This is a genomic window from Micromonospora palythoicola (assembly GCF_036689795.1).
In the GTDB taxonomy this organism is placed as follows: Bacteria; Actinomycetota; Actinomycetes; order Mycobacteriales; family Micromonosporaceae; genus Micromonospora; species Micromonospora palythoicola.
In genome coordinates this window covers 1-25,739 of record NZ_JBAGKI010000030.1, presented here as the reverse complement: position 1 = coordinate 25,739, position 25,739 = coordinate 1, and the positions used below count along the sequence as shown (strand labels likewise).

General features: G+C 69.5%; 20 protein-coding genes. 15 read left to right on the top strand and 5 right to left on the bottom strand.

Features of this window, described 5'->3' with window-relative positions; translation table 11 throughout:
- The first annotated feature begins 571 nt into the window (after nucleotides 1-571).
- The 4 genes from V5O40_RS15575 (at nucleotide 572) to V5O40_RS15560 (ending at nucleotide 9,054) form a co-directional block, all read left to right on the top strand.
- A complete protein-coding gene (locus tag V5O40_RS15575) occupies nucleotides 572-1,687 on the top strand; it encodes a pPIWI_RE_Y domain-containing protein (protein ID WP_332906140.1) in 1,116 nt (371 codons plus the stop codon).
- Nucleotides 1,684-5,106, top strand: a complete 3,423-nt coding sequence (locus V5O40_RS15570) for a pPIWI_RE_Z domain-containing protein (protein ID WP_332906099.1) — start codon at nucleotides 1,684-1,686, stop codon at nucleotides 5,104-5,106. Before V5O40_RS15575 ends, V5O40_RS15570 begins: the two co-directional genes overlap by 4 nt.
- Nucleotides 5,103-7,868 carry a pPIWI_RE module domain-containing protein gene (locus V5O40_RS15565; protein ID WP_332906097.1) on the top strand — a complete coding sequence of 922 codons (2,766 nt, stop codon included), beginning with the start codon at nucleotides 5,103-5,105 and terminating at the stop codon, nucleotides 7,866-7,868. The genes V5O40_RS15570 and V5O40_RS15565 overlap by 4 nt, the downstream gene beginning before the upstream one ends.
- A 235-nt stretch (nucleotides 7,869-8,103) precedes the next feature.
- Nucleotides 8,104-9,054 (top strand): restriction endonuclease, encoded by a 951-nt coding sequence (locus tag V5O40_RS15560; RefSeq protein ID WP_332906096.1) that lies wholly within the window; start codon nucleotides 8,104-8,106, stop codon nucleotides 9,052-9,054.
- A gap of 403 nt (nucleotides 9,055-9,457) precedes the next feature.
- Here V5O40_RS15560 and V5O40_RS15555 read toward each other — a convergent pair whose 3' ends face one another.
- Nucleotides 9,458-10,927 (bottom strand): tyrosine-type recombinase/integrase, encoded by a 1,470-nt coding sequence (locus V5O40_RS15555; protein ID WP_408631887.1) that lies wholly within the window; start codon nucleotides 10,925-10,927, stop codon nucleotides 9,458-9,460.
- 859 nt (nucleotides 10,928-11,786) lie between these two features.
- Between V5O40_RS15555 and V5O40_RS15550 the strand changes: the two genes are divergently transcribed.
- The 6 genes from V5O40_RS15550 to V5O40_RS15525 are packed head-to-tail and all read left to right on the top strand — an operon-like array spanning nucleotide 11,787 to nucleotide 17,180.
- Complete coding sequence (locus V5O40_RS15550; RefSeq protein ID WP_332906094.1) at nucleotides 11,787-12,821, top strand: ABC transporter substrate-binding protein; 1,035 nt, start codon at nucleotides 11,787-11,789, stop codon at nucleotides 12,819-12,821.
- Entirely contained in the window at nucleotides 12,818-13,801 is a 984-nt protein-coding gene (locus V5O40_RS15545; RefSeq protein WP_332906092.1) for an ABC transporter ATP-binding protein, read from the top strand. Before V5O40_RS15550 ends, V5O40_RS15545 begins: the two co-directional genes overlap by 4 nt.
- Entirely contained in the window at nucleotides 13,794-14,657 is an 864-nt protein-coding gene (locus tag V5O40_RS15540) for an ABC transporter permease (RefSeq protein ID WP_332906091.1), read from the top strand. Before V5O40_RS15545 ends, V5O40_RS15540 begins: the two co-directional genes overlap by 8 nt.
- Before the next feature lie 11 nt (nucleotides 14,658-14,668).
- Nucleotides 14,669-16,003 carry an LLM class flavin-dependent oxidoreductase gene (locus V5O40_RS15535; RefSeq protein ID WP_332906090.1) on the top strand — a complete coding sequence of 445 codons (1,335 nt, stop codon included), beginning with the start codon at nucleotides 14,669-14,671 and terminating at the stop codon, nucleotides 16,001-16,003.
- Nucleotides 16,000-16,575 (top strand): flavin reductase family protein, encoded by a 576-nt coding sequence (locus tag V5O40_RS15530; RefSeq protein WP_332906089.1) that lies wholly within the window; start codon nucleotides 16,000-16,002, stop codon nucleotides 16,573-16,575. The genes V5O40_RS15535 and V5O40_RS15530 overlap by 4 nt, the downstream gene beginning before the upstream one ends.
- Nucleotides 16,572-17,180: a malonic semialdehyde reductase gene (locus tag V5O40_RS15525; protein ID WP_332906088.1), complete on the top strand. Its 609-nt coding sequence runs from the start codon at nucleotides 16,572-16,574 to the stop codon at nucleotides 17,178-17,180. The genes V5O40_RS15530 and V5O40_RS15525 overlap by 4 nt, the downstream gene beginning before the upstream one ends.
- A gap of 59 nt (nucleotides 17,181-17,239) precedes the next feature.
- On the opposite strand, the gene V5O40_RS15520 is transcribed toward V5O40_RS15525, so the two are convergent.
- Nucleotides 17,240-18,394, bottom strand: a complete 1,155-nt coding sequence (locus V5O40_RS15520) for a glutamate-cysteine ligase family protein (RefSeq protein WP_332906087.1) — start codon at nucleotides 18,392-18,394, stop codon at nucleotides 17,240-17,242.
- A 170-nt stretch (nucleotides 18,395-18,564) separates the two neighbouring features.
- Between V5O40_RS15520 and V5O40_RS15515 the strand changes: the two genes are divergently transcribed.
- Genes V5O40_RS15515 through V5O40_RS15495 form a run of 5 tightly spaced genes read left to right on the top strand, consistent with a single transcriptional unit; the run spans nucleotide 18,565 to nucleotide 22,750 of the window.
- The gene (locus V5O40_RS15515; protein WP_332906139.1) at nucleotides 18,565-19,047 is read left to right on the top strand and encodes an RrF2 family transcriptional regulator; all 483 of its coding nucleotides are present in this window, start codon (nucleotides 18,565-18,567) and stop codon (nucleotides 19,045-19,047) included.
- Entirely contained in the window at nucleotides 19,044-20,063 is a 1,020-nt protein-coding gene (locus V5O40_RS15510) for a sulfate ABC transporter substrate-binding protein (RefSeq protein WP_332906086.1), read from the top strand. Before V5O40_RS15515 ends, V5O40_RS15510 begins: the two co-directional genes overlap by 4 nt.
- Complete coding sequence (gene cysT, locus V5O40_RS15505; RefSeq protein WP_332906085.1) at nucleotides 20,060-20,908, top strand: sulfate ABC transporter permease subunit CysT; 849 nt, start codon at nucleotides 20,060-20,062, stop codon at nucleotides 20,906-20,908. Before V5O40_RS15510 ends, cysT begins: the two co-directional genes overlap by 4 nt.
- Nucleotides 20,901-21,740, top strand: a complete 840-nt coding sequence (locus V5O40_RS15500; RefSeq protein ID WP_210934883.1) for a sulfate ABC transporter permease — start codon at nucleotides 20,901-20,903, stop codon at nucleotides 21,738-21,740. Before cysT ends, V5O40_RS15500 begins: the two co-directional genes overlap by 8 nt.
- Nucleotides 21,737-22,750 carry a sulfate/molybdate ABC transporter ATP-binding protein gene (locus V5O40_RS15495; protein ID WP_332906084.1) on the top strand — a complete coding sequence of 338 codons (1,014 nt, stop codon included), beginning with the start codon at nucleotides 21,737-21,739 and terminating at the stop codon, nucleotides 22,748-22,750. The genes V5O40_RS15500 and V5O40_RS15495 overlap by 4 nt, the downstream gene beginning before the upstream one ends.
- An 81-nt stretch (nucleotides 22,751-22,831) precedes the next feature.
- Here the strand turns inward: V5O40_RS15495 and V5O40_RS15490 are convergent, their stop codons facing one another.
- The 3 genes from V5O40_RS15490 to V5O40_RS15480 are packed head-to-tail and all read right to left on the bottom strand — an operon-like array spanning nucleotide 22,832 to nucleotide 24,371.
- Complete coding sequence (locus V5O40_RS15490; RefSeq protein ID WP_408631886.1) at nucleotides 22,832-23,287, bottom strand: rhodanese-like domain-containing protein; 456 nt, start codon at nucleotides 23,285-23,287, stop codon at nucleotides 22,832-22,834.
- Nucleotides 23,284-23,784: a cysteine dioxygenase gene (locus tag V5O40_RS15485; protein WP_332906083.1), complete on the bottom strand. Its 501-nt coding sequence runs from the start codon at nucleotides 23,782-23,784 to the stop codon at nucleotides 23,284-23,286. Before V5O40_RS15485 ends, V5O40_RS15490 begins: the two co-directional genes overlap by 4 nt.
- Nucleotides 23,781-24,371: a winged helix-turn-helix domain-containing protein gene (locus V5O40_RS15480; protein WP_332906082.1), complete on the bottom strand. Its 591-nt coding sequence runs from the start codon at nucleotides 24,369-24,371 to the stop codon at nucleotides 23,781-23,783. Before V5O40_RS15480 ends, V5O40_RS15485 begins: the two co-directional genes overlap by 4 nt.
- Nucleotides 24,372-25,739: the final 1,368 nt, after the last annotated feature.

The following is a 25,739-nucleotide window of genomic DNA, read 5'->3' as shown; positions in this document are numbered from 1 at the left end:
GGTCAACTGGCTCACGGCCGACAGGTCCTGATTCAGCGGCGCCGCGGCTGCACGGACACGCACCGGCGACCACATCGGGGCTTCGGCTGCTCACGTTGCGGACGCGGTCAGGAGTCGTCGGCTCGGGGTCACTGGGCCAGCATGGTCACGAAGGTGGCGAAGCCCCCGACCAGCACGTCCCGGTTTGCGGGTGATCTGGAACAGCTTCTCCAGGGCCCGGTACTCGTAGGCCAACAACGTCTCGGCGTTGGCTCCAGATCCCCAACCCGTTGGTTCGGGCAGCGGCCGCGGCGTGGATCAGCAGGGCCAGGTCCTCGGCGCCGGGGATGGACGGGTAGATGACGAACGGCGCGGCCCAGCCCGCGGTGCCGAGGTCGAGGTTGAACGTGGGCCGCTGCTGCTTAGGGATCTCCCGCCGTTCCATTTCCAGGCGGCAAGCGCGGGAGAGTGGGTCGGTCGCCCCAGGTCCACAGCCGAGCATGGCGGGTCACGACACGCCGAAGGAGCTGCGTCTGTCTGCAAATCGTAGTTGCAGACAAAATTCGGCTGTACGGTGCGTCGCGTGACTTCGATGGTGCTTGGCCATGATCCGGTCGCTAACTGGGATGAGGAGATCGTCCACCTTGTTGCCAGCGGCTTGGCCCGTCTGGCGGAGAGGGTACGAGCCGACGGGGCGGTACGAGTCCCGTATCCGGCTGCGCTGCAGCGTGCAGTGAATCGGCTAACGGTGCTGTGCCAGGTTCGTGGACTGGAGCCGCCGACGGGCGTGGCTGAGTTGCTGCGGCTGGCACACCAGCCGTTCTCGGAGTGGCCATTGCGACTGCCGGACGACCTGGTGGGCGAGGGCGACGTGTTGTTATCCAGCGGCGTGCCGACTCGCTTGTGCGAGGAGTGGGCGCTGGATGTCGACGATGTCGAGGCTGAGCTGGCCGAGCGTCGGGTGGTGCTGGAGGTCTTGCACTGGTGCCGTGAGATGCGGGACCAGCGGGCGTACGTCGGGTTCCGCCAGTTGTTGATCGACAAACCGGTGCTGGACGGGGATGAGTTCCTCGATGTCCGCAGCGAGCCGGACCTGGCTCCGTTGGCGCAGTTCATTCAGCAGGCATACGAGAGGCCCGGCGCGCACCTGGCGGCGGGCGGCGTCTTCCAGATGTGCGGGCGATGCCGGAACCTGAGCGTGCCGACGCCGCACGGCTGGCGGTGCGTCGAGGACGACTGCGCCCGGCTCCGCTACCGCGCCGGCCGCGAGCTGCCTGTCGGCTCGGAGGTGTGGACGGTCGGCCGCGGGTTGAAGGCGTTCGTGACCGGGCCGGGCCGGGCGGAGTCCCGGCTGCTGCACTGGCTCGCCCAGAAGGGGTACCAGCCCGAGGCATACCCCGAGTTCGACGTCTGCGACATCCGGATCCCGGTGCCCGGCAGGCCGGGACGCTGGTGGGCGGTGGACGTTAAGTCGTGGCGCAACCCGGCACTGCTGGCCAGGCGGTTGCGGCGCCGCCCTCCGCAGGTACCGGATTGGGCTGACAGATTCTTCGTCGTGGTGGACCGGGAGCGCACCCGTGGCCGTCACGGATACGTGCAGTTGGTGAGCAGCCTGGCTCCTGGGCTGGCGGAGGGCGGGGTCGTGGTGCGGACGGAGAAAACGTTCCTGCGGGAGGACCTGCCGGCGTTGCGGGGTGAGGGCAGGTGAGGGCGCGGACGAGTTGGCGCACCGATCTCGTAGCCGACCTGCGGTCGGCGCTCGGCGGCGACGACGAGGAGAGGTTGGCCGAGGCGATCACCGAGGTCGAGTTGGCACTGGTGCTCTTGAAGCGAATTGCGCCGCGTGCGACGGCCGACGCGGGGTGGAGCCTGCTCAACGGGTATCCGGTGGCCCAGGCGTGCGGCATCCAGCCCAGCGACGAGCACCTGCGGTCGGTGGCGATCGCGCGTTTCCGGCTGACGGGCGTCAAGAGTCCGTACGACTTCGCGCGGGTCCTCGCTCTGTACGCCAAGGTGCCACCGGACCTGCGAGGCTTCGCGATCGCCGCGGACGGATCGTTCCGGCCCCGCGAGGTCACCAAGGTCACCCGCCGGTGGACCGACTACGCCGCAGCCCTGGCACAGGCGCCCGAGCACGAGCGTGCTCGAGTCGCCCCCGCCGGCCACGGGGAGTACGTGCTCGTCGCCGACCGGCACCGCGGCAGCGTGCGGATTCCCCGCTGGCTGCCGCTGGCCGATCCGGCGCAGGGCCATGACCTGACGCTGCGCGAAGGTCGCGGGAGCGTTACCGTCACCCGCGCTCAACTCCTCGCCGCAGCACGGCAGATGGACGAGGCCGAAGCGCGGACGGCACCGGGCCAGCACGACGACGACTGGGAGACCCGCATCGGCAGGGTCATCTTCGAGATCCGGCAGGCCGACGACAGCTTCGCCGAACGCGACCGGTTCACCGTCGACGGCCTGCTGCACATGGCAGGCATGCTCAGCGTCGGAAAGACCACCCTCGTCGCGGTCCTGGCCTGGCACCTGACGGTTACCAAGAAGCTGCGGGTCACTGTCGTGCTGGGCGATGTGACGGCGGTGCTGCGCATGGTCGACCTGTTCAACCGGCTGACCGGAGCCGTGCACGCGGCCCCGGTGCTCGGCGAGTCGAACCGGCGCGCCCACGTCGAGCGAATCCACCGCCTTGACGCCAGGACCGGCGCCCTCCCGCTGTACCCGGAGCACTCCGGCTACCGGTGGGTCAGCACGGCATGCGCGCTGGACGGGCTGCGGACCGACAGCGCCCTGCCGTGGCCGATCGAACAAGCCCCATGCCGCAGCCTTCGCCGTCCTCCCGACGAACACGACGGCGAAGGCAAGCGCGAGGGTGTGCGCGGCTGCCCGCTGTGGGGCGGCTGCCAGCGCCACGACGCCTCCCGTGCCCTCGTCACGGCCAGGCTGTGGATAGCGACGACGGCAAGCCTCATCCAGACGCGCGTTCCCCGGGAGCTAAACCCGGAAGGCATGCGCTACCTCGAGGCGGCATGGCGGACGACAGATCTGGTCGTCGTCGACGAGGCCGACCAGGTGCAGGCGCAGCTGGACTCGATGTTCAGTCCCTCCCAGACGCTCATCGGTGCGAATGAGTCGTGGCTGACGGACCTGTGGGTGCAGGTCGACCGGGAACTCGGGCGAAGCCAGCTCGCGCAGCTGCAGGACAGCGCCGTGCTGGCGTGGATCGCCAGCCTCAACCTCGTGCGCATCGCCACGAACCTGCTGTACAACCTGCTCACCGGCAGATCAGGCCGCTACCTGCGCGCCTGGATGGGCGAGGACTACTTCACCGGCTGGACGCTGGCCAGCAAACTCGCCGAGGAATGGGGCCCGATCCTGCTCGAGCACGACGAGAACCACCAACCGTCGCTGCTCGGCTCGGCGCAGCCCGAGGCACTGCGGGAGGCATTCGACCGCTTCCTCGACGACCCGCTCGGCCGACGACCCCGCACCACGGAGACACCGGCATCCTCGGCACTGGTGGAACTCGTGAAGACGCTGCACCTGCCCGACGAATCCGCCCGGCACGCGGCGCTGCGCGACTGGGTCAGGCGGGTGCCGATGAAGCAGGCCACCGAGAACGACACGCCCAACAAGCGCAAGAGCAAGCGCAGCAACGGCATGCCCGAGGACACCGAGGCGCGAAACGCCCTGCGGCTGGAACTGCTCGTGGTCACCACCGTGCTGGCCGACCAGTTGGACGCGGTCATCGAACGCTGGCGCACCGTGGAGGGCCGGCTGGACCTGCGTGGCGTCAGCCCGCTGATGTTCCACCGGCCGCCGCAGGACTTCACACCCGTCATTCCCGACTCGCCGATGGGCAACGTGCTCGGTTTCCGGTACCGGACCGAGGACGGGTCACGTCCGCGGTCCGAGGACGGCGACGAACCGGGCGGGCAGTTGTCCTTCTTCCGGTACGCCGGGGTGGGCCGCTTCGCCCTGCTCGGACTGCACACCCTCTTCCACGCCGACGGAGTCCGCGGGCCCAACGTCCTGCTGCTGTCGGGAACCAGCTGGGCCAAGAACTCGCCCCGCTACCACATCGACCACCCCGTCAACGTGGTCCTGCGCGCACCAACCAAAGAAGTCGAAGCCATCAAGCGAAGCCGGTTCTACACCCTCCCCCTCTACCCCCCGGACAAGCCCGACCAGCCCTACATCGTCTCAGGGATCTCCGACCGGGAGGCACGCCGCCGCAGCCTGCAGGGCATGGCCCGAGCCCTGGTCGCCCCGCGGCTGGGCGCCAGCCGCCTTGAGTCGGCCTTCGAACGCATCGCCGACCCGACCCGGCGACGGGCGCTGATCCTCGTAGGCAACTACGACGAGGCGAGAACCGTGGCCGACATGATCGCCCACACCAACGAGACGTTCAGGGACCGGGTGCGCTACCTCGTCCCGGACGACCGCAACTTCGGCGCCGACTGGCTCGCCCCCGCGGGCGCCACCGCGCTGCCCCGCGGCGAGGTGGAAACCCTCTTCGCGACCGGCGCCAGCGTGCTCGTCGCACCCCTGCTGGCGATGGAACGCGGCCACAACATCCTCACTGACGACCACCGCGCCGCCATCGGCGCCGCCTTCTTCTTCGTCCGGCCGCACCCGCGCCCCGACGATCTGGACTACGTCACCCAAACCATGAACGCCTGGGCCATCAGCGAAATCCGCAGCGGCCTTCGCGCTGTTCCGGCAGCTCAGCGCACCGACCTGGCCCGCTGCGCCCGCGCTTTCCGCCACCAGGCGCAGGGACTGTGGCGCACCTGGCTGCGGCGGCCCCTGGCTTACGGCGCGCTCACCGGCGGCGACAAGGACGCGATGACCTGGAGCCAGCTGGTCGGAATCTGGCAGGTGATCGGCCGGCTCGTCCGCGGCGGATGCCCGGCCGAGGTGTATTTCTGCGACGCCAAGTTCGCCCCCCGCCTCATGGGCCTGCGCAGCGACCAGGACGACACCGACATCAGCCTCATCGCCGGCATGCGCTCCGTCCTGGCCCCCTACTTCGACAACCCGTCCCCCGACCCCGACGCCCACCTGGTGAAACTGCTCTACGAGCCGCTTCACCAGGCTCTGTCCGCACTGGAAGGCGCACCGCTGTGACCTACAACCGGCTCCGGTCAACCGGCTTCCACCTCAACCTCGATGCCATCCAGCCGTTCCCTTATCACGCCCTGCGCTACCCGGCGGCCTGGCGCAAACCGCTGCTCGACCTATTCCGTTCCAGCAAGCAGCGCAACCCGGACAGGTACCGGCAAGTGCCGATCCGGGCGCTGAACGACGCGATCGCACTGCTCGCACCCGACATGATCCGGCCGGCGGTGACCAACACCGACTGGAACGGCGAGGACTGGCTGTACGCGACCTCGCCCATCCCCACGGATGGCATCGCCCGCATCCTTCGCGCGTGGATCCACACCCTCGGGCGACAGACAGGCCAGACGGCCGAAGACCACCGACTGCTCCGCGAAGCCCTTGCCGCCGTACAGCCCGGCGCTCCAGGCTGGAAGGATTTCACCTGGGAGCCGCGGACGATCAACTTCGCCGAGGAAGCCGCCAAGTCCGGGCTCAACGGGACCGCCCAGCCGCACAACGCGCTGTTCACCCTGCTTCCCCACGTCCTCGTCGGGGAACTGACAGCGCCAGACACGGCATGGCCGCACGGGCAGGGCGAACCGATCGAATTCCGGCGGTCTGTGTGCGACCGCGGCGCCGAGGCCGTGTCGTGGCCGCCGACCAGCGAGGAGTTGCCCTTCTCCTACAAGGCGACGCTCCAGGTCCAGACCGTCCCCGGGCGGCCCGACCCCGTCGTCTACGCCAACTTCGGCGTCCGCCGGTGGGTCTACACGCAGCCGAAGCTGCCGTCCACCAGCAACACCAGCGTGTACCTCGTCCGGTCCCACCCGCTACTGGACAAGACCGGCCGCTCCCGCGCCTTCCGCTGCATCGGCATCCGCTGGCGCCCCCACCGGGGAACCGACTGGTCCGACCGTCTGCACGCCGTACTCGACCACCTCGCCTTGCGGCCCGAACTACCCGACCCCGCCGACCTGGCCGGCAACCCCCGCGCACACCTGAACAAATCCACCCGCGACGACGGCATCGCCATCGTCTTCCGCAACGAACTCGGCAAACACGCCGTGGAGCCCGGCCTGTCAGTACGAGAACGACGCGAACTGTTCGACTGGACCAGCGGCGTCCTCCAGCAATGGGTCCGCCCTGACGAGCCGTTTACCCGTGTCTTCGGGCTCCGCGCGTTCGCGACCTCCCCCAAGATCGTCAAGAACGCCCACGAACGGGCTGCGGCCCAGCAGAAGAAGCAGATCCGCGCCGCCGCCAAGGAATCCGGAACCGACCCCACAACCGCGCTCGACGCGCTGCCCGGCAAGTTCGCACCCCTCGTACGAGCCGGGCTGGCAAAGCTGGTCGACCGCACCCGAGCCGAGCCCACCGTCACGATCGAAGTCCACCACTGGCAGGACTCGACGCTGCCCCAACTCGTAGAGGCCGCGATCACCCGCGACCTCGGACCGGCCACCACCACTGCCAGCGGCCCCTCTTGGCAGGTCGGCGCCGGGACCCTGCGAATGACCGCGCACGCCGTCCGAGGCGATCACGCGGACAAGATCGACATCCCCAGGCAGGCCACGGCGCACACCATCACCTCCGCGTTACTAGCCAGGGCGACCGACATCCAAGGCACTCTGCCCCCCGCAGCCAGCCCGATAGTCGCCAGCATCATCGAGGTCAACCACCGCGACTACTTCAAGCAGCGCCCAATCGGGGACGTCAAGCCCGCCTTTCGCCTGGCACACTCCAACACCGGCCGCGTTACCCAGTTCGCCTACCCACCAACCGGAGAGAAGGCGGACCGAGAGCGCATCACCAGGGTGTGGCACGACCTGCTGCGCCAGCTGGGCGTCCAACTCGTCCCGCCGCAGGTCAAGATCCGGAACATGCCGCTACCCGATCGCATCTACTACCTGGCGATCTGGGTCGTACGCACCAACAAGACCCGCCGCCGCTCCGTCGGACGCCGCGTACCCGTCATGGTCTATCTCGACTCCACCGGCGAGCAGCGCCCCCAGTTGATCTCACCCTACTTCGACGACTGGATGGACTACCACGAAGGCCTCACCCGCCTTGCACGCGACGGGCGGTTCGACGTCGAAGCCCGCACACCCGAAAACGACTACTTCGTTCGCAACTTCATCGCCGACCGCCTCCGCGACGTGACCGCTCTGCGCCGGGACACCTTGCTGCTGACCGACACCGGCAACCTCCGGCCAGACTGGCCCTTCATCGGCAACGGGAAGCTGGTCTTCGACCACCTCGACGACCAGGCCGTCGCTGGCACGGGACTGCGGCACGTCCGCGTCCGCGACGCCTGCGACAACCTCGAGGTGCCAGATGTATGGGGTGTTGGGACAGAGGAGAAGAACGACTGGGGCTTGTCCGGCGGCCTGTGGCGCATGCACGGCGATCGCGTGTTCGCTAGCACGGCGGACAAGCCGGCTCAGGCCGGGCAGACCTTGCACGGCCTTTCCAAGGCAGACAGCTACACCTTCACCCCGCGTCCCAGGGACGGTGAGGAAGCGAAGGAGGTCACCATCCCGCCGGCACCTGCGGCAGAGGTCTGGAATGCGCGCATGGTCGAGATGACGGTCGCTGCCATCCAGCCGGGCGACGACCCGCGGGCGTGGGTGGGCATCGCACACCAACTCCGCTGGGCCAACCTCCAGTACGACGACGGCACCACCCTGCCCATGCCTCTGCACCTTGCCCAACTGGCCGAGGAATATGTCCTGGGAACCCAAACCCGAGGCTCTGAGGCGCCGGAGGACTCCGGCGGACCAGAGGACTAGGAGTCCCCGGGACGCCTCCAGTGGGAACACATGACCAGGTGGACAGGGCCTTCGCCCTGCCCACACGACGCGCTTGGCCGCCGCTAGCAATACAGAGCCGCCGAGCCGCCCGCAAGGCGCGACATGCGCAGCACGCTCACCCGCCGCAGTAGGAGCGACGGCATCAGGAATCTCGCAGGCATCGATTTCAGGCCGGCCGCACGTACGCTGCCAGTACAGGAGCTGAGAAGTTCTGATGAATGCAACCCCCTACCACTTTCCCCCGGAGGTATTCGCCGTCCTGAAGGACGTCATTCCACTCCTGTGCCGCAGCAAGCTGGACGTACTGGACTTCTTTCGCGGTGCCGGCGTCGCAGAACGTGACCTTGAGGACCTGCGCAAGCGCATCGCAGGAGACCGCAACTCCATCAACAAGTACGAGATCGTTCGGCAGGTGCTGACGCGCGTCAACGAACACGGCGACAGCGGCCTCGCCGCACGTCGACAGATCATCCGCCGAGTGGTGGAATTCGAGGACCTCTACACCTGCTGGCCCGACGACCAGCTCAAGGCCAAGGGCCTGGTGGCTGAACTCCGCAGCCTGGTAGAGGTCAAGGACACCTTCGTCAGGATTCGCCAAGAGCGCGACGCCGAGCGCGAGCAGCGCCTCGCCGCGGCACGAGCGGAAGCAGCACGCGTAGCGCAACGCCGCGCCGCAGGGCAAGACCTCCAGCGCAGGCTCGCTCAACTGTTCGGCATGTCCGACAGCCACCGCCGCGGCCTGGCCCTCGAAGCCATCCTCAACGAGACCTTCGCGCTCGACGGCATTCTCGTGCGCGACTCGTTTGTGCTGCGCGCCGCCGACGGCACTGCCGTCGAACAAATCGACGGCGTGGTGGAACTAGACGGCGTGCAGTACCTCGTCGAGATGAAGTGGCACGCCGACAAGCTCGGCATGGACCCGGTATCCCGCCACCTCGTGCGGATCTACGGCCGCGCCGGCGTCGGCGGCATCCTCATCTCGGCCTCCGGGTTCACCGAGCCCGCGATCGAAGAGTGCGGACGCGCATTGGCGCAGCGCGTGATCGTCCTCGCGGTCCTACGCGAACTCGTCTTGCTGCTCGAGCGCGACGGCAACGTGGCACAGTGGCTCCGCACCAAGATCCGCGCTGCAATAATCGATCGCAAGCCGTTCGTGGAGGTGTAGCTGCGGCCCTTGCTCCGCAGCTACACCTCGGCGATCTTCGTCGAGCAACACGGCACCAACGAGCATTGGCGGGATGGCACCGGTTGGAGAACCGCGATCCGGATCGGCAAGATGGGTCCGGGAGCTGTAGCGGCCATCGCGCTGCGGCGTGAGTGGCGATCCGTGGCTGCTCGGTGGCTGCTCGGACGTCGGGAAACTGGCACGGACGGACCGGGACGCAACCGGATTTCACGGCTATCACGAGCCCTCTTAATTGGTTGACGGCCGTGGATTTCGACCGCACGCAGTGCCTGGACCAGCCAGAACCTAGCCGGACGTGGCCGGACTAGGGGAGTTGTGGCCGGACCGGGTTTGGGATAGAGTGTTATCAGGAGGAGTCTGAGCCCCGGGATCTGACTACGGATCAGAAGGTTAGGGGTTCGAGTCCCTTCGGGCGCGCAAGATCATAAGGGGTCCGGGCTGCGGGAACGCGGTTCGGGCCCTTTCTGCTGTCCGGCCTGTTCGGACGGTGGGTGTCACGTGGGTGCCACTCGGGTGTCATCACGTTCCGTGACGATGGACTCCGTCGGGGGTTGGTTACCTGCGGCTTCTTTGCCTTGGCGGGTGCCCTGCGGGCCGGAGTATGTGCCGCCGGTCGCGGCTGGGGTCGGTTGCGGCGGCCGTTCTTGCGGATCTTCGCGCGGGTGCGGTGGGCGGCGGCGAGGACGAGGTGGGCGGTGGCGTCGGCGCAGCGGCGTTGGGCGTGGGGGAGGACGCTGGTGTAGGTGTCGGCGGTGACGACGATGCTGGAGTGTCCGAGCATGTCCTGCAGGGTCTTGAGGTCGGCGCCGGCTTCGTGGGCGAGGGACGCGGCGCCGTGGCGCAGGTCGTGCAGCCGCACCGGCGGGATGCCAGCGCGTTTGACCAAAAGCCGAAACCGGCCGCTGGCGTAGCCGGGGTGCAGGGGACTGCCGTCCTTGCGGACGAACACGTACCCGGAGTCGACCCATGTCTTCCCGGCCGCTTGGCGGCGGGATTGCTGGTCTCGTTGGCGTTGTCGGTGGTCGCGCAGCACTTGGATAGTGCGTTTGTCGAGGGCGACTGGGCGGCGTCCGGCGGCGGTTTTGGGGTCGCCTTCGATGACCTGGTAGCCGGCGGTGGTGCGGTTGCGTTCGACGTAGAGGACGCCGCGGTCGAGGTCGATCTCGGTCCACCGCAGTCCGCACATCTCGCCGCGGCGTAGGCCGCGGAGGGCGGTTAGCCACCAGAACGCGAACAGTGGGTCGTCGGTGACGGTGTCGAGGAACGCGCCGAGCTGCGGGGCGGTCCACACCGCGACGGTGGGGTGCTCGCCGGTGGTGTGCCAGGCGTGGACGCGGTCGTCGGTCCAGACTTGGGCGTGGGGTTTGCGGTAGCCGGCGACGGTGATGTGCCGGGCGGGGTTGCCGTCGATCAGGCCGTGTTTGACGGCGAGGTTGAGCGCGGCGCGCAGGGTGGTGCGCAGGTGCTGCATCGCCGACGCGGACTGGGGCAGTCCTTTGGTGTTGGTGGTCTGGGCGATCTGGTCGAAGACGGTGCGCAGCAGTCGGGCGTCGAGGTCGGCGAGCCGGTACGGGCCGAGGTGGGGGATCAGGACGCGTTCGACGTCGCGGGTGTAGTGCAGGCGGGTGGTCGGCCGGATCCGGGTGTGCTGCTCCAGCCAGTGCCGCAGCCACCGCTGCACGGTCCAGCCGCCGGCGGTGCGCTGCGCCTGGGTCGCGGCCAGCCACTCATCCCGCGCCCGGCGGGCCGCCGCCTGCGACGGGAAGCCGCCTCGGCGGACGCGTTCGGATCGGCCGAGGACGTTGCGGGCCGAGCAGTGGAAGTGCCAGGTGCCGTGAGTACGATCGCCCAGATTCGGGCAGTGCTGTTCCAGCCGCCGGCCGCTGTCGTTGCGGCATCCGCACCGTTTGAAGATCACACCTGACGTCCCCATGACGGCACCCTTCTCGTAGAGGTCATCCTCTCCATCGACGTCGGTCGGCCTGCTGGTACGGGGCTGTCCGCCGATACTCACTAGCTGTGCCTTCCGACCATCGGTGCGTGCTGTCTGGGGGTGAGCCGTCGCTCGGGCGGCAGGGCGGCGGATCTAGCCTTCTCTGGCGGTGCTGCCCTCTGTCGCTCCGTAGCGTTGCGTAGCAGCGGTCATCAGTGAGGACCGGGGCGTCCTACTCCTCGCTGGCCATGACATCGGCAGCACGCGTCCAGACGGCCACCCGACCCTCCGGGTCCACCCCAGCGAACGACGTGAACCGATTTCCGGTCGCGCTGCGGGTCCGACTGGCGAGGCCGGCAGCGGTGCTCCCCGGACTGCCCTCGCACCGACCGAGACCGCTTCCCACAAACCCTACTTTTCAGGTGGGTGTTTCGGGACAGTGAACGCTTCCGGAAGACCGTTGACCGGCTGCAGGATCCGCCGTCAACATGAGTGCATGTCGCGGCGGGATGAGCTTCTCCTCACCGCTCGCGTGCACGTCGACCTGGTCCGGCACGCGAGCGCGCTCTGTTGAGCTGACCTCGACCTAACCACCGCAGCCGGCCGGCCGCCGTAACTGACCGGCGACACCGTAGCCGCTGCTTCCACCACCGCACCGGAAACACGTCCGGTGCCGGTGCCACACACTCACGGCTTGTCCGCTCACCGCGGAGCGGCCTGCCCACACACCTGCCCGGGTGCCTCGCCACCCACCGTGGACAGACCCAGGAGATCCGCCATGTCCTCATCCCGTCGTGCCGTCCTGCGTACGCTCACCGCCGCCGCGAGTGCGCTCGCCCTCGCCGCCGTCACCGGCTGCGGTGGGGGCGCCGAGGCCAGTTCCGACCAGGCCAGAAAGCTGCGCTACCAGGGTTCCGTCGGGCAGGTCACGCTGCCCGAGCTCGCCGCCGACCTCGGCTATCCCGGCGATGTCGAACTCGACTGGATCGGCAACGTCACCGGCGGCCCCGCTGACATCCAGGCGACCGCGACCGGCCAGAGCGACTTCGGTGGGGCGTTCAACGGCGCGATCGTCAAGCTTGCCGCCGCGAACGCTCCGATCACCGCGGTGGTCAGCTACTACGGCTCCGACGCCCAGACCTTCCAGGGCTACTACGTGCTCGACGACAGTCCGGTCCGCGGCCCGCGCGACCTGATCGGCCGGAAGGTCGGCATGAACACCCTCGGCGCGCACGCCGAGGCGGTACTCAAGACGTGGCTCGCGCGCGGCGGGCTCACCCCGGCCGAGATCAGACAGGTCGAGTTGGTCGCGCTGCCACCGGTCAGCACCGAGCAGTCGCTTCGGCAGAAGCAGATCGACGTGGCCGTGCTCGGCGGCGTGATCCGGGACAAGGCCGTCGCCAGCGGCGGCATCCGCACCATCTTCACCGACTACGAGTTGCTCGGCGCGTTCAGCGGCGGCACGTACGTCTTCCGTGACGACTTCATCCGGAAGAACCCGGACACCGTCCGGGCGTTCGTCGCGGGAGTTGCCAAGGCCATCGAATGGGCGCGCAACCAGCCCCGGGAGACGGTGGTCGGCCGGATGGAGTCGATCATCGCCAAGCGGGGCCGCAACGAGGACACGTCGCTGGTGAGGTATTGGAAGAGCAGCGGCGTCGCCGGCACCGGCGGCGTGATCAGCGACCAGGAGTTCGGCACCTGGATCGACTGGCTCGCCGCCGAGGGCGAGCTCAAGGGCGACAAGCCGAAGCCCGGCGACATCTACACCAACCAGTTCAACCCGTTCGCCACCGGGGGTGGTGCCGGGTGAGCACCGACAAGGTCCTCTTTGATCGGGTGTCGAAGATCTTCCCGGTCCGCGTCACGCGGCGTTCGCAGGCCGGCGCGGTCACCGCGCTGGACCGGGTGACCCTGGGTGTACGCGACGGCGAGTTCCTGGTCGTCGTCGGCCCCAGCGGCTGCGGCAAGTCCACTCTGCTCGACCTGCTCGGCGGGCTGTCGAAGCCCAGCGGTGGGCAGGTGCTCGTCGACGGTGAGCCGGTCGTCGGGCCCGGTCTGGACCGGGGAATCGTCTTTCAGCAGTACGCGCTGCTGCCCTGGCGCACCGCCGCCGGTAACGTCGCGTTCGGGCTGGAGGCGAAGGGCGTGCCCCGTGCCGAGCGCGCCGACCTGGTCGCGTACCACCTGGAGCTGGTGGGGCTCTCCGGCTTCGCCGACCGGCACCCGCACGAGCTGTCCGGCGGGATGAAGCAGCGGGTGGCGATCGCCCGCAGCCTCGCGTACGACCCGGACATCCTGCTCATGGACGAGCCGTTCGCCGCGTTGGATGCGCAGACCCGCGACTCGCTGCAGGACGAGTTGGTGCGGATCTGGCAGGCCACCGGCAAGACCATCGTGTTCATCACCCACGGTATCGACGAGGCCGTCCACCTCGGCCAACGGGTCGCGGTGATGACCTCCCGGCCCGGCCGGATCAAGCAGGTCATCGACATCGACCTGGGCGACCGGGCGGTGGAGGACGTCCGCTCCACCGACGCGTTCCGCCATCACCGGCACCAGATCTGGACGCTGCTGCGCGACGAGGTGCGCGCCGCCCAGTCCGCCGAGCGACCACCCGCTGCCGCTCCCGCGCCCGGTCGTCCCCGCCGGTGGGCTCGGCCCGGCGGCTCGGCAGCCGGCCGCATCGCCGGCACCGGATCCGACGGTGGTCGTACCCCTGCCGTGCGCGACGCCGACGCGGACCGCGCGGCGCCGGCGGCGGCCCGTCACGAGGAGGCCCGCGTTGGTTGACATCGCCGAACGACCCCGACTGGCGGCCACCGCCGCCACGACACCCATGGCGGCCACCGACGCCGCGCCCCGGCTGCCCCGGCGGCTGTTCGGCCTCGGCGGGCGGGTGCTGCACCGCACCGCCGCGCTGCTCACGCTGGCCCTGGTCTGGGAGGCCGCGCCCCGGCTGGGCGTGGTCGACCGGGTCTTCCTGCCGCCGCTGTCGGAGGTGCTGGTCGGGTGGACGGCGCTGCTGCGCAGCGGACAACTCGCCGAGCACGTGGGCGCCAGCCTCACCCGATCGCTGACCGGGTTGGGCCTGGCCGTGCTCACCGCGATCCCGCTCGGGCTGCTGATCGGCTGGTACCGGCCCCTCGCCGAGTTGCTCAGCCCGCTGCTGGAGGTGTTCCGCAACACCGCCGCCCTGGCCCTGCTGCCCGTCTTCGTCCTCATCCTCGGCCTCGGCGAGACCTCCAAGATCGCCCTGGTGCTGTACGCCTGCTCCTGGCCCATCCTGCTCAACACCATCGCCGGGGTGAAGGGCGTCGACCCGCTGCTGATCCGCTCGGCCCGCTCGATGGGCCTGAACCACCTGCGGCTGTTCCAGAAGGTGATCCTGCCGGCCGCGGTGCCGACGATCTTCACCGGCGTGCGGCTGGCCGGGGCGTACTCGATCCTCGTGCTCGTCGCGGCCGAGATGGTCGGCGCGAAGGCCGGCCTCGGCTACCTCATCAACTACGCGCAGTACAACTTTGCGATCCCCGACATGTACGCCGGGATCATCACGATCTCCGCGATCGGCCTGGTGGTCAACCAGCTCCTCGTCGCCGTCGAACGCCGCTTCTCCACCTGGCGCGTCGACGTCTCCGCCTCCTGAAAGGACCTGCCGTGTCCCGTACCCTGCACCTGAACGCGTTCCTGATGGGCGTCGGCCACCACGAGGCCGCCTGGCGGCACCCGCGCACCGACCCGCACCGGGTCGCCGACGTGCGGCACTTCGTCGAGCTGGCCCGCACCGCCGAGCGCGGCACCCTCGACTCGGTGTTCCTCGCCGACGGCCTCGCCGTCGGGCCGGCCGTGCGGCACAACATCCAGGCAGTCTTCGAACCGTTGACCCTGCTCGCCGCGCTGGCCACGGCCACCGAGCACATCGGTCTGATCGCCACCGCGTCCACCACCTACAACGAACCGTTCAACCTGGCCCGCAAGTTCGCCTCGCTGGACCACCTCAGCGGCGGCCGGGCGGGATGGAACATCGTCACCTCGGCCCAGGCCCGCGAGGCCCGCAACTTCAGCCTCGACGACCATCCCGCGCACGCCGAGCGGTACCGCCGGGCCGCCGAGTTCGTCGACGTGGCGATCAAGCTCTGGGACAGCTGGGAGGACGACGCCCTGGTCCTGGACACCGCCGCCGGGATCTTCGCCGACTCCGACCGGGTGCACGAGATCAACCACACCGGCGAGCGGTTCCGGGTGCACGGCCCACTGAACACCCCGCGCCCACCGCAGGGCCGGCCGCTGCTGGTGCAGGCCGGCTCGTCGGCCGACGGCACCGCCTTCGCCGCCCGGTACGCCGAGGCCGTCTTCACCGCCCAGCAGACCCTCGCCGACGGGCAGCGGTTCTACGCCGCCCTCAAGCAGGCCACCGCCGCCGCCGGCCGCGACCCGGAACTGGTGAAGGTGCTGCCCGGCATCGCCCCGGTGCTCGGTGGCACCGAGGCCGAGGCACGGGCGCTCGCCGACGAACTGGAGGCGCTGATCGTCCCGGAGCACGCTCTGGCCCAGCTCTCCGGCATGACCGGCCTCGACCTCACCGGCCTGCCGCTGGACGGCCCCCTGCCCGAGCTGCCCGACGTCACCGCCGTGCAGTCACACCAGAGCCGCTACCAGCTCGTCGTCGACCTGGCACGCCGGGAGCGGCTCACCATCCGGCAGCTCATCGGCCGGCTCGGCGGCGGCCGGGGTCACCGGGTGGTGGCCGGCACCCCCGAGCAGGTCGCCGACCAGATCGAGCTGTGGTTCACCTCCGGCGCGGCCGACGGCTTCAACGTCATGCCGCCGCTGCTGCCCTCGGGGCTGGCGGACTTCGTCGACCATGTGGTGCCGCTGCTGCGGGCCCGGGGGCTGTTCCGGCACGAGTACACCGGCCGCACGCTGCGCGAGCACTACGGGCTGCCCCGCCCGGTCAGCTCGTACGCCGCGCCGGCCCTGGTGCCGGCGTGACCACCGTCGACCGACTCCGGACGTACGCGCCCACCGACCTGCGGCCGGTGGACCGGGATCTGTTCCGGGCGGTGCTGCGCCGGCAGGCCGCCACGGTGACCGTGGTCACCGCCGTGGTGCCGGGCACCAAGGGCCCGGCGTGCCTGGGCGGCGTCGGTGAGCCGGTTCGCGCCGGCTTCACCGCCACCTCGTTCACGTCGGTGTCGCTGGACCCCCCGCTGGTCTCGTTCTGCCTCGGCCACGCCTCGTCGAGCTGGCCGGTGCTGGCCCGTGCCGACCATGTCGCCGTGCACCTGCTCGGCGCCGGTCAACGCGACGCGGCCCGGGTCTTCGCCACCAGCGGCATCGACCGGTTCGCCGCGTACCCGGACTGGTCGCCCGGTCCGTTCGGGGTGCCGCTGCTGGATGGGGTGCTGGCCCTGATGCTCTGCCGCGTCGTGCACCGCGTGCCGGCCGGCGACCACACCGTCGTGATCGCCGAACCCCTCGCGCTCGGCCCGGGCGCGGACGGGGACCCGCTGGTCTACCACCGCGGCGCGTACACGACGGCCGAGCCGACGGTGCCCGCGTGAGCGTCGTCGCCGCCGACCTGCTCGCGCTCGACCGGGCCGCCCAGGACCTGCTGTTCCGGGCGGCCCGCACCGCGAACACGTTCACCAACGAGCCGGTCACCGACGCTCAGGTCGCCGCGATCCACGACCTCGTCCGGTACGGGCCGACCGCGCTCAACGGCCAACCTCTGCGGGTGTTGCTGCTGCGCTCTCCGCAGGCACGCGCCCGGCTGTTGCCGCACGTGTCCAGCGGCAACCGCGCCAAGACCCAGGGCGCTCCGCTGACCGCGGTGCTCGCCGCCGACATCGACTTCCACGAGCGGCTACCGGAGCTGTTCCCGCACCGGCCGCAGGCGAAGGACTGGCTGACCGACCGGAACCAGCGGGCGGCGCAGGCCCGGTTCAACGCCGCCCTGCAGATCGGCTACCTCCTCGTCGGCGTCCGCGCGGCGGGGCTGGCCGCCGGCCCGATGGCCGGCTTCGACGCCGCAGCAGTCGGGCAGGAGTTCTTCCCGGACGGCCGTCACGAGGTGCTGCTGCTGCTCAACATCGGCCGGCCCGGCCCGGACGCGTGGCGTGACCGGCTGCCGCGCCTGCCTACTGATCAGGTGGTTTGGGCGCTCTAGGCGCCACCTCGCGGACCGTCGCTGTCCGGGGAACACCTGCTGACCGGATCTGCTGGTGGTCAGGTGGGCGCCGTGGTGCCGCCGCCGGTCAGCGTGGCGATGGTGTCGTCGGCGGGGCAGCGGTGGCGGGCGACGTAGCGTTCGATGAAATCGGCGACCGCGCCGCGTACCGCTGGCGGGGCACCGGTGCGGGCCAGGGCCGCGTACGCGATGTGGAAGCAGTCCAGCGCCGCGGCGGCGAGGTGGGGGTCTCGCAGGCCGTGCCGGGCGGCGCGGGCCCACGGCCCGCGCTGGTAGGGCTCATGAAGGGCGTGCAGCCGCTCGGTGGCGGTCAGCGCCTCGTCGCCGGCCTGGGCGTCGGCGAAGAGTCCGGCGGTCACGGCGAGCGGCACGGGCCAGCCGTCGGCCGGCTGTCCGTCGATCATCGCGAGTTCCAGCTGGCCACGTGGGCGTACCGGGGGCAGCAGCGTATCCAGGTGTCGGTTGAGGTCGTCGAGAGTTGGCCGACGCGGATGGCCGGCACGGAGCCACTGCCGGAAGGTCAGCTCGACCGGAACCGTGCCGGGACCGGCGAGAGGGGCCACCGGGGCGTCCAGCGCGTAGCGGGACCAGGACTCGCGGGGATCGCCGCCGGGCGGTGGCGCGGCGCGGCGGGGGTCAAGTCGTAGCAGCATGGCCTGCCGGATGGAGCGCCACCCGCCGCCTGCGGTCGTCGGCGAGTTGGCGAACGCGGCCAGCAATACCGGACCGACGGCGTGGGCGAGGGCCCAACGGCGGCGAAACCCGAGCGGGCCGGACCCGGCGTGGCCGACGTCGAGGCGTACCCGCAGCGCCGCAGCGGCCGTCGTCGCGCCGCGTGGGTCGACCGCGCGGGGCAGGGGAGCCAGGCCGCCGCTGGCGAGTCCCGCGCGTATCGCGGCCAGGTCTTCGGCGGTACGGCGAACACACTCGCCCAGGTCGCGGTATGGCGGGCTGATCACTGTGATTGCACCGGAAGGGGCGACCTCGTGCCGCCCGTGCCGAGGTGCGCCGTGCGCGGCGAGCGCCGACTCCACCCGTGGCGCCGGCACGGCGCGCCCTGGGTCGGTCGGGTCACGCAGCAGCCACTCGACGCGCAGTCCGACGAGCCGGGGGGCGCCGGTGTGGAAGGCGTGCCGGGCCAGGTACGCCTCGGCGTCCTGCTCGGTCAGCGGCGGTCCGGCGGTGGCGTGCATGCGACGGCCTCCTGGGTGGGGCGCACCAGCCTCAAGCCACTTGTCCGGTGGGGAGTCGCCCACACGGCGGGGCGTTGCCCGGTGAGTGGCGGGACGGGTCTTGACGAGACCACCTTAGTCCACTATTCCTATATCTCAAGTAGGAAACATCGGAGAGCGGGGAGTGGGTCCTGTACGTCTCGGCGCGCACCGACTACGCCTTGCGGGCGATGCTCGTGCTGGCGTCGCGGCACCCGGAGTTGGTGAAGGGTGCCGCGCTGGCGTCGAGCCAGGACATTCCGCATCCGTTCCTGAGCGGCATCCTGCTCGACCTGCGGCGGGCCGACCTGGTGGACAGCCTCCGCGGCACCGACGGCGGCTACCGGCTGACCCGTTCGCCTGAGGAGATCAGGGTCGGCGACGTGCTGCGGGCCACCGTCGGGGCGATCACCGCGGTCCGTGGGTTGCCCGTCGCCGCAACGTCGTACCAGGGCGTCGCCAGCGGGCTCAGCGAGGTGTGGCGGTCGGTCCACCGGGCCGTCGAGGAGGTCGTCGACCGGGCCAGCCTCGCCGACCTGCTGCGTGGAGGGTTTGCGGACGACGCAGAACAGCAGATGTCACCTGCCACGACGCACCGCGCTCCCGCGCGGCGAAGGAGGATGGAAACCCCGTGAGAAACAGATATCGGCTCACCACCGCGCTCGTTCTCGTCGCCGGTCTGGCGCTTTCGGCGTGCGGAAGTGGGCAGGCGGCCGGAGACCGCACGACACTCAACGTCGTCGGGTTCGCGGTACCCGAGGCGGCGAACAAGGCGATCGCGGCCGAGTGGACCAAGACCGACGCGGGCGAAGGCGTGGGATTCAAGACATCCTACGGCGCTTCGGGTGACCAGAGCCGTGCGGTGGTGGCCGGCTTGAAGGCCGACTACGTCCACTTCTCGGTGGCCAGCGACGTGACCCGGCTGGTCGATGAGGGGCTGGTCGACGAGAGTTGGGACGACGGCCCGAACAAGGGCATCGTGTCCTCGTCGGTGGTCGTGCTGGCGGTGCGAAAGGGGAACCCGAAGAACATCCAGGGCTGGGACGACCTGGTCAAGCCGGGGATCGGGATCGTCACGCCGAACCCGGCCTCCTCGGGCTCCGCCCGCTGGAACGCCCTCGCCGCCTGGGGGCACATCACCGCCAACGGCGGAACCGAAGCCCAGGCCGAGGAGTACGTCAGCAAGCTCTTCGCGAACGTGGTGGCGTTGCCCAACAGCGGCCGGGACGCCACCACCGCGTTCCTCGGTGGCACCGGCGACGTCCTGCTCGCCTACGAGAACGAGACGATCCTGGCCCGTCAGAACGGCGAGGACCTCGACTGGGTGCTGCCGGCGACCACCATTCGGATCGAAAACCCCGGCGCGGTGCTCAAGGACGCGGACCCGAAGGCGAAGGAGTGGCTGGACTTCGTTCTGGGCACGCAGGGCCAGCGCCAGTTCGCGCTGAAGGGGTTCCGCCCGATCATCGACGGCGTCGACACCAGCGGCGTCGAGGGCGCCCTGGACCCGAACAACCCGTTCCCGGCCCCGCAGAACCTGCTGACAGTGGAGAAGGATTTCGAGAGCTGGTCCGCGCTGTCGAAGAAGTTCTTTGACGAGAACGACGGCATCGTGTCGAAGATCATCGCGGCCTCCGGGAAGGCCCAGTGACCTCGGCCGTACTCGCTCCGGACGGGCCGGCGGTCACTCGCCGGCCCGCCCGGGGCGGCCTGCCGCTGACTCCTGTCTCCGGCCTGGGCCTGGGCGTGGCGATGCTCTGGTTCAGCCTGCTCGTGCTCATACCGCTGGCCGCCGTGGTGGTGACCGCGTCCCAGGGTGGCTGGGCTGGCCTGTGGCAGACGGTGACCAACGAGCAGACCGCCGCCGCGATCCGCCTCACCGTGGGCACCGCGGCACTCGTCACCCTGGTCAACATCGTCATGGGCACCCTGATCGCCTGGGTGCTGGTGCGGGACCGGTTCGCCGGCAAGCGGGTGCTGGAGATTCTCATCGACGTTCCGTTCGCGCTGCCGACGATCGTCGCCGGGCTGGTACTCCTGTCGCTGTACGGGCCGGACAGCCCCCTGGGGGTCAACGTCGCCAACACCCGCGCCGCGGTGTTCCTCGCCTTCCTGTTCGTCACCCTGCCGTTCATCGTGCGTACCGTGCAGCCGGTCCTGGCCGAACTCGACCCGGAGGCCGAGGAGGCGGCGGCATCACTGGGCGCCAGCCGACTCACCACGTTCCGGCGAATCATCCTTCCGGGTCTCACCCCGGCCATCGCTGCCGGCGCGGCGCTGTCGTTTGCCCGGGGGGTCAGCGAGTACGGCTCGCTGGTCCTGCTCTCCGGCAACCTGCCGATGCGCACCGAGGTGGCCTCCGTACGCATCCTCAGCAGCATCGAGAACGACAACCCCGACAGCGCGGCGGCGGTCGCGGTCGTGCTACTAGCGATCTCGTTCGCCGTCATCGTCGTGCTCGACCTCATCCAACGCAGGATGGTGCGCCGTGGCTGACCACTCCACCACGACCCGCACGCGAACCGGCAGTCCAAAACCCGGCCGCTACCTGCTGCGGCTCGTGGTCACGACCTACCTGTTCCTCCTCGTGGCCTGGCCCCTGTACCTCGTCGGCCGCAACGCCTTCGCCGACGGATTCGTGGACCTCACCGCGATCCTCACCGACCCCGACGTGACCCACGCGCTGCGGCTCACCGTCGTCATCGCGGTGGTCGCGGTCGTGATCAACACGGTGTTCGGCGTCGGCATCTCGATCCTGCTCGTGCGCTACCAGTTTCCCGGAAAGCGGCTGCTCAACGCCATGCTCGACATGCCGCTGTCGGTCTCACCCATCGTCGTCGGGCTCGCCCTGGTACTTGTCTACGGCGGCCGGGAAGGCTGGTTCGGTCCGACACTCGAATCAACCGGACTGCAGATCATCTTCGCGGTGCCCGGCATGGTGCTGGCCACCGTCTTCGTGGCGCTGCCCCTGGTCATCCGGGAAGTCGTGCCGGTGCTGGAAGAACTCGGCGACGACCAGGAGCAGGCAGCCCGCAGCCTGGGCGCCAACGCGCTGCAGACGTTCCGCCGGATCACCCTGCCCTCGATCAAATGGGGCGTGATCTACGGGGTCGTGTTGAGCCTCGCCCGGTCGCTGGGCGAGTTCGGGGCGGTCAAGGTCGTCTCCGGCAATGTGCTCGGCCAGACCCGCACCGCCACGCTCGTGGTCGAGGAGAAGTACCTGAACTTCGACAAGGGCGGAGCCTACGCCACCGCCTTCCTCCTCGCTCTCGTCGCCGTGGCCAGCATCATCGTCGTATCCGCCCTCAGGCCGAAGGAAGACCGTTGAGTATCGAAATCGCCAACGTCGGCAAGCGTTTCGGAGGGTTCGTCGCGCTCGACAACGTGTCGGTGAGCATCCCTGCCGGCCAGCTCACGGCCCTGCTCGGCCCCTCCGGCGGAGGAAAGTCCACGCTGCTGCGCATCATCGCCGGACTGGAACGCGCCGACACCGGACGAGTCGAGATCGACGGCGTGGACGCGACAAGCCTCCCACCCCAGAAACGCAACGTCGGCTTCGTGTTCCAGCACTACGCGGCCTTCAAGCACCTGTCCGTACGCCGCAACGTGGCCTTCGGTCTGGAGATCCGCAAGCGCCCCAAGGCTGAGATCCGCACGCGCGTCGACGAACTGCTCGCCTTGGTCCACCTGGAACAGTTCGCCGACCGGCTACCGTCACAACTGTCCGGCGGCCAACGCCAACGCATGGCCCTGGCCCGCGCGCTCGCCGTCGAACCGACCGTGCTGCTGCTCGACGAACCCTTCGGCGCCCTCGACGCCAAGGTCCGCAAGGAACTCCGTGACTGGCTGCGCCGCCTGCACGACGAGGTACACGTCACCACCGTCTTCGTCACCCACGACCAGGAAGAGGCACTCGAAGTCTCCGACGAGATCGTCGTCATCAACGAGGGCCGGGTGGAACAGATCGGGCCGCCGGACGAGCTGTACGACCGCCCGGCCAACGACTTCGTCATGCGCTTCCTCGGCCCCGTCACCCAACTCGGCGACCACCTCGTCCGGCCACACGACCTGCAGATCCACACCGGCGACGGGCAGCCGGCAGCGGCGCCCGGACGAGTCACCCGAATCACCCGCGTCGGCTTCGAGATCCGCGTCGAGGTCACCACCGCCACCGGCCAGGTCGTCACCGTGACCCTCACCCGCAACGAGTTCCTCGCCCTCGGCCTCCACGACAACGCTCTGGTTCACCTGACGGTCGCGCCGAACAGTCCCACCACCATCGCCACAAGCCCCGATCACCGCTCGTCGGTGTCGCCGAGCCTTGCGGCCTCCCACTGACAGACCCCGGCCGGGGGACAGTCTCTCTTCTCGGGAAAGCCGGCCTCGGCAGGCCGCCCGGTCTGCCGAGGCCAGTGGACGTTATTCGGCGGTGCCCTGGGCCGCTGCCGGATCGGACCGGCCCGGCGAACCGGCTTCCACCGGAAGGCCGCCGGCCTGCCACGCGGCGAAGCCACCTACCACGTCGGTCGCCCGCTGCAGGCCCAGGTCATGCAGCGCCGCGGCGGCCAGCGACGAGGTGTAGCCCTCCTGGCAGACCACCACCACGGCAAGGTCGTACCCGTCGGCGAAGCCGAGCCGGGCGTCACTGCGCGGGTCCAGACGCCACTCGAGTACGTTGCGTTCGATCACCACGGCGCCAGGGATCTCCCCGTGCGTGGACCGCTGCGCGGCGGGCCGGATGTCGACAATCACGGCGCCGGCCCGCTGCGCCGCGTGAGCGTCGATGGGGGACAGCCGGCGCAGCCGACTACGGGCCGCTGCGAGGATCTCGTCGATTCCTCGGGATCCGGCCGGCGGGAGAATGTCGCGCTTCACCAGTCCACCCCGGCCCGGTCCAAGGCGGTCACGACGAGCCGGTTGTTCGTGAGGTGGTAGCGGGTCATCTCCCGCAGCGCGGGACGGTAGACGTGCAGGCTCACCGCTGGTTGGGCCTCCATGTTGATGACCTGGTGGATGTGGCGGGCGCCGAAGGCCCGACCCTGGTCGGCACCGATCCGGCCCTGACGCAGCCCCCACGCCCCGCCATCTCGGTCGAGCACCGGGGTGCGTTCGGTCAACGTTCCCGCAACCACCAGGAACGCCCCTGCCGAGCCGCCATGATCGTGCAGATCGGTGTCCTGCCCTGGCAACCAGCTCAACAGCCACACCTCAGTCTCCGACCCCGCGGCGAGGCGCTGGTACCAGCGCCGACGCCGGTCGAACCGCACCTGCGGCCAGTCGGCGCGACGAGCGGCGTACCAGCGGGCAACGGCCAGCGGGTCGCCACTCGTACCGAGCGAGACGAACCCCCCGCGAGACACAGCCGTGCTCATGCCGCCCTCCGCCGCAGGTGACCCGAGAGCGGACCGGTGGGCGCGACGGAAACCTTCGCGCCATCAAAACCGTGGTACAGGGCGCGCACCAACACGACGGGCGCATCGGCCGCGAGCCGGTAACCCACACCATGCACCGTGGTGATCAACGGCGGTTGGACACCGAGCTTGTGTCGCAGCCGCCGAATGTGGACATCGACGGTGCGAGGCCCCGTGAATGGCTGGTTCCACACTACGTCCAGGATTTGAGTGCGGGTGAACACCCGGCCGGGATGCTCGGCGAAGAACAGCAACAGGTCGTACTCCCGCCGGCACAGCTCGACCGGAACGCCACCTCGGGCAACGGTTCGGGCATCAGGATCGATACGAACCACATCCGGACCATCCGGGACGTCGGGACGGACATGGCCGAACCAGTCCGGCCGGCCGGTAGCGCTCACCGCCGACAGTCGTTCCACCAACTGCCGCAACAGGTCCTTTTCGTCAGGGGCAGCAGCATCAAGCCGGAGGTGGACCGTGATCGTCAGATGGAGCTCGCGCTCGGGTAGATTCGCCCGCTGACTCGGCAGGCGCAGAACATCAGGCACAACTGTCATCGTGGACTCCAGCATGGGCGTAAGAAGCGGGCGATGATCAACCGTTTATAGCTCTGCTCCGATGCGCGCCACCCGGAGAGGCCTCGCCTAGCGACAGAGAGCGCTGTGGGTGCGCTGGAAGTCGACATGCCGCCGAACGACAAGCATCCCAGCAGCTGCGGCGCCGGCCGGGCCAGTCATGCGAGCGGTCATGCCAGGAGAATAACATACTGATCCGATAGGAGAAGAGTGGAAATTCGCTGACATCGAAGCGGCTCACAGGGCTTCATCGAGCAGGTCATGCCGCGTTCCACCTCCCTCCGCAGGTTCCGAGCGCTGGCGAGCCCCGGCGGCCAGGTCCACCGGGGTGATCCGCTGACCTCTCTACCCGCCAGGGCGACGCCGTGGTCGTCACGGTTCCGGCTCGTAGCGGTCATCGTCCTGCTACGGCTGGTCGCTAAGGGTTACCGGTTGTGATGGTGCTCCGTCGGTGCTCGGATGTTCAGCGCTTGGCCAGCACGTTCCGACCAGGACCAGCAAAGAACGCAACGCATGGTGAGTTACTTCGCGGCAGGCTCTCGGTCCATACGTGCTGCAACACCATGACCAGCAGATACTCAAACCGTGCGTCTCAGCACGCATCAGCATTCAGCGGCACGCCTGAAGCTGCTGGTACGCAGCATAGGAAGCATCTGACGGGTTCGGACTACGGATCAGAAGGTTAGGGGTTCGAGTCCCTTCGGGCGCGCCACGCGATCAAGGCCGTGACCATCGGAAACGTTGGTTGCGGCCTTGACTCTTTCCCGGCATGTGCCGCGATCTTCCAGCATGTGGGAGCTTGGTGCTCCGTTGGTGCTCCAAAGTTCGCGTGCCGTCTGAGTGTCGGTTTGTGCTCGTGCGTGCCGACCAGTGCGTTCGCGTGTCGCCTGGTCTGGATCATGGTGGAGGTGTCCGTCGGCGGATCGTCGGGTTCCGTCCACTGTGGCCATCGGTGTGGATCTTCTTGGCGCCTGTCGCTGCGGGTGTGGTCGGTGGACGTTGACCTGGGTTCACGGCTTGGCGGGTCGGGGGCTGCACCATGGGGTGGGGGAAGTGGCCAGTGGTGGCGGTGGTGTGGTGTGGGTATCTGATTTCCGCCCGGTTGTCCTGTCCCGGGCGCCGGGTCGTGGAGGGCACTTGACCCGGTGCGGTTGAAGACCGTGCGGGTTGGGTTTGGGCCGGCACGAGCCGGGCTCCCGGCTCGTCGCCGGGGTGGCCAGCGGGTCTGGACCAGGTTGGTGCCGGCTACGCGATGAACCGCGGCGGCCGGTGTGGCAGCCGCCGGTGACCGGCGTCAGCGGGTTGTCGGTCTAGTGGCTGTTTCCATGAACCGTTCAGGTG

Bases quoted from the DNA above. Each gene is read 5' to 3' on its own strand.
- V5O40_RS15575 (WP_332906140.1), top strand. From the start codon at position 572: ATGGTGCTTGGCCATGATCCGGTCGCTAACTGGGATGAGGAGATCGTC.
- V5O40_RS15560 (WP_332906096.1), top strand. From the start codon at position 8,104: ATGAATGCAACCCCCTACCACTTTCCCCCGGAGGTATTCGCCGTCCTG.
- V5O40_RS15550 (WP_332906094.1), top strand. From the start codon at position 11,787: ATGTCCTCATCCCGTCGTGCCGTCCTGCGTACGCTCACCGCCGCCGCG.
- V5O40_RS15520 (WP_332906087.1), bottom strand. From the start codon at position 18,394: ATGCACGCCACCGCCGGACCGCCGCTGACCGAGCAGGACGCCGAGGCG.
- V5O40_RS15485 (WP_332906083.1), bottom strand. From the start codon at position 23,784: ATGAGCACGGCTGTGTCTCGCGGGGGGTTCGTCTCGCTCGGTACGAGT.